Source organism: Streptomyces milbemycinicus, assembly GCF_002154605.1.
Taxonomy (GTDB): Bacteria; Actinomycetota; Actinomycetes; order Streptomycetales; family Streptomycetaceae; genus Streptomyces; species Streptomyces milbemycinicus.
On record NZ_MUNE01000887.1, the window covers coordinates 1 to 6,073 of the forward strand.

Annotated in this window: 6 protein-coding genes; 3 read left to right on the plus strand and 3 right to left on the minus strand. The window is 71.2% G+C overall.

What is annotated here, in order from left to right:
- Window positions 1–68 precede the first annotated feature (68 nt).
- The gene (locus CCN51_RS48350; RefSeq protein WP_014172854.1) at window positions 69–1,334 is read right to left on the minus strand and encodes a M20 family metallo-hydrolase; all 1,266 of its coding nucleotides are present in this window, start codon (window positions 1,332–1,334) and stop codon (window positions 69–71) included.
- A 109-nt stretch (window positions 1,335–1,443) separates the two neighbouring features.
- Window positions 1,444–2,565, minus strand: coding sequence for a diaminopropionate ammonia-lyase (locus tag CCN51_RS48355; RefSeq protein WP_014172855.1), 1,122 nt, complete (start codon window positions 2,563–2,565; stop codon window positions 1,444–1,446).
- 98 nt (window positions 2,566–2,663) lie between these two features.
- On the opposite strand from CCN51_RS48355, the gene CCN51_RS48360 reads away from it, so the two are divergent.
- From CCN51_RS48360 to CCN51_RS48370, 3 genes are all read left to right on the plus strand, one after another.
- Window positions 2,664–3,608 carry a LysR family transcriptional regulator gene (locus tag CCN51_RS48360; RefSeq protein WP_014172856.1) on the plus strand — a complete coding sequence of 315 codons (945 nt, stop codon included), beginning with the start codon at window positions 2,664–2,666 and terminating at the stop codon, window positions 3,606–3,608.
- Window positions 3,609–3,715: 107 nt separating this feature from the next.
- Window positions 3,716–4,222: a carboxymuconolactone decarboxylase family protein gene (locus CCN51_RS48365; protein ID WP_014172857.1), complete on the plus strand. Its 507-nt coding sequence runs from the start codon at window positions 3,716–3,718 to the stop codon at window positions 4,220–4,222.
- 100 nt (window positions 4,223–4,322) lie between these two features.
- The gene (locus tag CCN51_RS48370) at window positions 4,323–4,511 is read left to right on the plus strand and encodes a DUF1737 domain-containing protein (RefSeq protein WP_043485941.1); all 189 of its coding nucleotides are present in this window, start codon (window positions 4,323–4,325) and stop codon (window positions 4,509–4,511) included.
- Between the two features lie 288 nt (window positions 4,512–4,799).
- Here the strand turns inward: CCN51_RS48370 and CCN51_RS48375 are convergent, their stop codons facing one another.
- The gene (locus tag CCN51_RS48375; RefSeq protein WP_211303322.1) at window positions 4,800–6,068 is read right to left on the minus strand and encodes an MFS transporter; all 1,269 of its coding nucleotides are present in this window, start codon (window positions 6,066–6,068) and stop codon (window positions 4,800–4,802) included.
- Between the last annotated feature and the right edge of the window lie 5 nt (window positions 6,069–6,073).

Here is a 6,073-nt window from a genome sequence, read left to right on the forward strand (position 1 = left end):
TGGCACGTGGGGGGCGGCGGTGTTTTGATCGGCTGTGGGCTCTGTGCGGTGTGGGCCGCCGTGGGCAGTCAGTCCTGGTCGGCCAGGCGCAGGAGGGCGGTGGCCAGCACGTCGACGCCGTGGGCGCATGCCTCCGGCGTGGAGTACTCGCGGGGGTTGTGGCTGATGCCGTCGTACTCACCGCGTACGAAGATCATGGCGGTCGGGCAGAGCGCGGCGATCTCCTGGGCGTCGTGGCCGGCGCCGGAGAGCAGGGAGATGTGCTCCAGGGCGTGGTCGTCGGCGGCCTGAGCGATGACCTTCTGCACACTGTCGTCGAAGGGTACGTAGGCGGTCTTGGCCATCCGTCGGGTGGTCAGCGACAGGCCCGGCCGGCTGTTCTCCAGGTCGCGCAGGAACGCGGCCAGGGCTTCCTCGGCGCGGGCCATCTGAGCGTCGTCGGGGTTGCGCAGATCGACGGTCATCTCGGCGCGGGCCGGGACGATGTTGGTCAGGTCCGGGTGGACGATCAGATGGCCGACGGTGGCGCGCAGATCGCCGTATGCGCCGGAGTCGACCAGGGAGCGCAGGTGGACGATGATCTGCGCGGCGGCGAGGCCGGCGTCGGCGCGCAGATGGGTGGGGGTGGTGCCGGCGTGGGCGGCGCGGCCGTGGATGGTGATCTCCTGCCAGGAGATGCCCTGCACGCCGGTGACGACGCCGACCGGGACGTCGTTCTCGGCGAGGACGGGGCCCTGTTCGATGTGGCATTCGACGTAGGCGTGGGGCGGGGCGAGGCGTACGTCGGTGGGGCCGGCGAAGCCGGTGCGGATGAGTTCGCCGCCGAGGGTGTGGCCGTCGCGGTCGGTCAGGGCGTGGGCGTACTCCGGGGTGAGGCGGCCGGCGGCGACGGCGCTGCCGAGCATGTCGGTGCCGAAGCGGACGCCCTCTTCCTCGGTGAAGATGCCGACCTCGATCGGGCGGCGGGTGGTGATGCCGCGTTCGTTGAGGGTGCGGACGACTTCGATGCCGCCCAGGACGCCGAGGCAGCCGTCGAAGGCGCCGGCGGTGGCGACGCTGTCGATATGCGAGCCGGTCAGGACCGGGGCGGCGGTCGGGTCGGTGCCCTCGCGGCGGCCGTAGATGTTGCCCATCTGGTCGATACGGACGGCCAGTCCGGCCTCTTTCATCCAGGCGACGACCCGGCGGCGGCCGGCCGCGTCGGCATCGGTCAGGGCGAGGCGGTTGACGCCGCGCAGACCGGTGCGCTCGTCGTCGTACGCGCCGATCTCGGCGAGGTCCATGAGGGACTGCCACAGGCGGTCGCCGTTGACCGTGATCTTCGGGCTTGTCATGGCTTGTCTCCAGGTGTTGGCGGAAACGGTGGTGGGGGGCGGGTCAGTGGGCCGTGGTCGCGACCACGAGCCCGAAGCCCGGGAACACCAGGTAGCCGACCCCGAGCGCTCAGCGATCGGTGGTGGCGTGCGGGTTGGCGGCCGCGCCCTCGGTGCTCAGCAGTACGACCACCGAGGTCGCCCCGAGCCCCAGCGCCGTACGGCGTTCTCCGACGCCCGCGCCGGTGAGCACCGCACGCAGACCGGCGAGCGTCGCGGCCCCGCAGGGGCCCGAGGAAACGCCGAGGGCGGCGAGGCGAGCGGCCGCGTGGGCGCTGTCGGCGTCCGGGATGGCGACCGCGGCGTCCAGCCCGCCGTTGAGATGGGGCCAGGCGATGCTGGACGGGGTGCCGCAGTTCAGTCCGGCCATGGTGGTCTTGCCGGTGGTGACGCTGACGGGTGCACCGCGGATGAGGCTTTCGAGGACGCAGGGCGCGGCCTCCGGCTCGACCGACAGCAGCGCCGGAGCCCGCCCCGACGGGCGGCTGCGGTAGTGGGTGATCACGGCCTGGGCCAGCGACCCCACGCCCACCGGGATGGAGACGAGGTCGGGTCCGTCGGCGACGCCCTGTGCCGCCAACTGCTCGTCGATCTCGGCGCAGAGGGTGGAGTAGCCCTCGACGATCCATCCCGGGATCTGCTCATAGCCCGGCCAGGCGGTGTCCTGGACCAGGACCGCGTCCGGTGCGGCGGCGGCCCGTGCCGCCAGGCGTACGGCCTCGTCGTACGCCCCCTCGATCTCGGTGACCTCCGCCCGCTCGGCGGCGATGGCCGCCACGGCCTGCGGATGCACACCCTGCGGGACGAAGACATGGGCGTGCTGCCCGAGCAGGCGTGCCGTACGGGCCACCGCACGGCCGTGGTTGCCGTCGGTGGCGGTCACCAGGGTGACCGGGCCCGGTGCTCGGCCGCTCGCGGCCCGCTCGGCCAGGGTGCGGTGGACCGCCCAGGACGCGCCCAACGCCTTGAAGGCGGGCAGCCCCAGACGGCATGACTCGTCCTTGGCGAAGACCCGGCCAACGCCCAACTCGGATGCCAGCTCCGGAAGTTCGGCCAGCGAGGTGGGTGCGTAGTCGGGCAGCGTGGCATGGAAGCCCCGCACCTCGGCGGGTGCGGGATCACACCGCCAGGTACGGGCACTGGGCCGTACGAGCCACGGCAGCGCATGGGGGGAGGAAAGGTTCTCAAGCACACGATCAGGGTCCGATATCCTCCTAGGATCGGTCCAGCGAATGTTTTCAACGTATACTCATCGGAAAAACTGACCATTAGAAAATGAGTGGGCTGGCGATGTTCGATCTGCACCGACTGCGTCTGCTGCGCGAACTCAAACACCGCGGCACCCTGGCGGCCGTCGCCACGGCCCTGTCCTACGCACCCTCTTCCGTCTCCCAGCAGCTCTCCCAGCTGGAGGCCGAAGTCGGCGTCCCGCTGCTGGAGCCGGTCGGCCGGCGGGTGCGGCTGACCGAGCAGGCCGAGATCCTGGTCGCCCACACCGAAGCGGTCCTCGAACGCCTGGAGCGCGCGGAGGCCGATATCGCCACTTCCCTCACCGAGCTGACCGGCACCCTGCGCATCGCCTCGTTCCAGACGGCCGCCCTGGCCCTGGTCCCGACCGCGCTGAGCCTTCTGCGCGAACTGCACCCGCACCTGCGCGTCCATGTCACGCACATGGAACCGGAAAAGGCCCTGCCCGCCCTGCAAGCCCGCGACTTCGACCTGGTCCTCGCCGAGGAATACCCCGGCAACCCCAACCCGCGGCCCGCCGAACTCGAACAGGAAGACCTGCTCGAGGACCCCCTGCACCTCGCACTGCCGAAGCCGGCCGAGGACACCGACGCCCCGGGCACCGACGGCCCGGACACCAACACCCCGCTGGTGGCGCTGCGTTCACTGGCGGACCACCCCTGGGTGATGGAACCCGAGGGCACAGCCGCGCGCCACTGGGCCATGACCCTGTGCCGCAACGCCGGCTTCGAGCCCGACGTACGGTTCGAGACCACCGACCTGCTGCTCCACCTCCGCCTCGTCGAGCAGAAACACGCCGCGGCCTTCCTCCCCGACCTCGTCTGGAGCGGCCGAGCTCCGACCGTCACCCTGCAACGACTCCCCCGTGGCCGGCGCACGCGCCGCGTCTTCACCGTCGTACGCCGTGGCCGCAGCCAGCACCCCGCCGTCCTCGCCTGCCGCGACGCCCTGCTCCGGGCCGCCGCCCTCCGCTCCGACCAGGCATAGGGCAGAACACCTCACCGGCCAAAAACAACTTGCCTCCGCCGGTCACATTTCCCCGTCGCGCTCCGTCAGGGCAGTGAGAGCAACACGAAAGCCCTGAGGAGACAGCGATGGAAACACGTTCGATCACGGCCGAGGTCCCGATGGCTCCGCGGATGTCCGAGGACCCCGCGAAGCTCGTCCCCGAACTGGCGGAGGCGTCGGCGGCGCTGTTCAAGCTCACCGGCAACGGTTCGGTATCGCGCTCCACGATCGGCCTGGTCCAGCTGCGTGCTGGTCAGATCGTCGGCAGCACCTACCTGACCGTTCTGCACACGGGCTTCCTGCACAAGGCCGGGGAATCGGAGGAGCGGATCACGTCGGTGGCGTCCTGGCAGGACTCGCCGTACTTCACGGGTGCCGAGCGTGCCGCGCTGGCGCTTGTGGAAGCCGTGCTCCAGCCGTCCGCGGATGGCGAGAGGGTTTCCGACGACCTGTATGCGCAGGCGGCCGAGCACTACGACCCCAAGGCGCTCGCCACACTGATGTTCGCGATCGGCCAGGTCAACTTCTTCATCTCCGTAGCGCTCATCGCCAAGCCGATGCCCGGCCGGTCGTTCACCGACCCGTGGAAGTGAGGCCACCGGGGTAGGGCTCGACGTTCGGGTCCCGAGGCGGGACCCGAACGGAAGGGCAGTAGGCGCGGTTGAGGCAGGCGCTTGTGGAATTCTTCGTCTCATGAGCACACCACCGGACGGATTGCCCATCTACCGAGTCCTGACCGGACCGGACGACGCCACGTTCTGCCAGCGCGTGAGCGAAATGATTGGCCTTGGCTACGAACTGCACGAAGGGCCCGCCGTCACCTTCAACGGTGAGAGGGTCATCGTCGCCCAGGCGCTGATCTGGCCGACACGGGTTCGGTGAGTTGGGCGCGCTGGCGGCTGTGAGGTGTTCACCTGGGCGCCACCCGCGTCATCGGCGCGGCCGCAACACACACCGCCTCGACCGACCGCACCGACCGCTCCAGGCCGCTGACCTGAGTCCAGGTCGGCTCGGCCGCCGGGCAGGAAATCACCCTGCCGTCCTATCTGCCGCGCGCCGGAGCTCTGACCGTCATGGGCAGCGGCCCGGGCTCGGTGACCACCGCCGGCGTCGTCGCCCCGTGACACCGATCGGTGCCCGGCAAGTGGATGGCTGCCAGAGGGCCGTCGCTCAGCGGCTGCGCGCCGCGACGACGACCGTCGGCACGATGGCCAGCGCCAGGATGCCGCCGCCGACGGCCAGGACTGGATATCCGGCGCCTGCGACGACCAGGCCGGAGGCCATACCACCCGTGGCGCCCGCGATCGCGATCGAGACATCGACCAAACCCTGGGTCCTGGCGCGGGTGGCCAGGGGAACGGCATCCGTGATGATCGCGGTGCTGCTGACGAGGCCTAGGCTCCAGCCCACACCCAGCAATGCGAGCGCCACCGCGAACACGGCGGCGGAACCGACAGGGGCGTTGGCGGCGACGATCCCGGCGACCAGGAGGACCAATGCGGCAGCGGCGGCGACCGTGAGTCGTCCGTACCGGTCGACGAGCCAGCCGGACAGGGGCGCGGGCAGATACATCGCCCCGATGTGGATCGAGATGACGAGACCGGAGGCGGCGGCACCGTGGCCGTGGTCGTGCATATGGACCGGTGTCATCGTCATGATCGCGACCATGACCAGTTGGGTGACCACCATGACCAGCGCGCCCATCAGGACGCCGGCGCGGCGCCGTCCGGCCGTCGGCCGTACCCGACCGCCGGCTTCGTCCGGTCGCGCGACCGCCGCGGCGGCACGCGCCGCTTCCAGCGTGCGGGCCAGCAACAGCGGGTCGGGACGCAGCCATACGGCCAGAACCAGGGCGGCCAGCGCGTAGGCGGCACCCGAGAGAAGAAACAGCCCGGTCAGGCGGGGGATGCCGAGGGTGTGCGCGACGTCGCCGGCGGGCGCGGCCAGGTTGGGGCCGACCACGCCGCCCAGGGTGGTGGCGACCAGCACGGTGGACACCGCCCGGGCGCGGTACTCGGGAGCAGCCAGGTCGGCACCGGCGTAGCGGGCCAGCAGGTTCGTGGCCGCACCGGCGCCGTAGACGAACATCGCGGCGAACAGCAGCACGGAGCTGCCCGCGACGGCGGCGGCGATGACGCCCGTGCTGCCGATTGCACCGGCCAGATACCCGGCGGCAAGGCCCGGGCGGCGGCCGCGTGCTTGAGAGATACGCCCGACCGCGACGGCCGCCAGCGCGGAACCGGCGGTGGACAGGGCGCCGAGCAGACCGGCAAGGCTGGTGGAGCCGAGCATGTCCTGCGCGAGCAGGGCCCCGACGGTCACCCCCGCCGCCAGCCCGGCGCCGCTGAACACCTGAGCGGCAATCAGGACGATCAGGACGCGGCGCTGCGCCTGGGACCGCGGCAGATCCTCGACCTGAGCGGGCACGGTAGTCGTCACAAGAG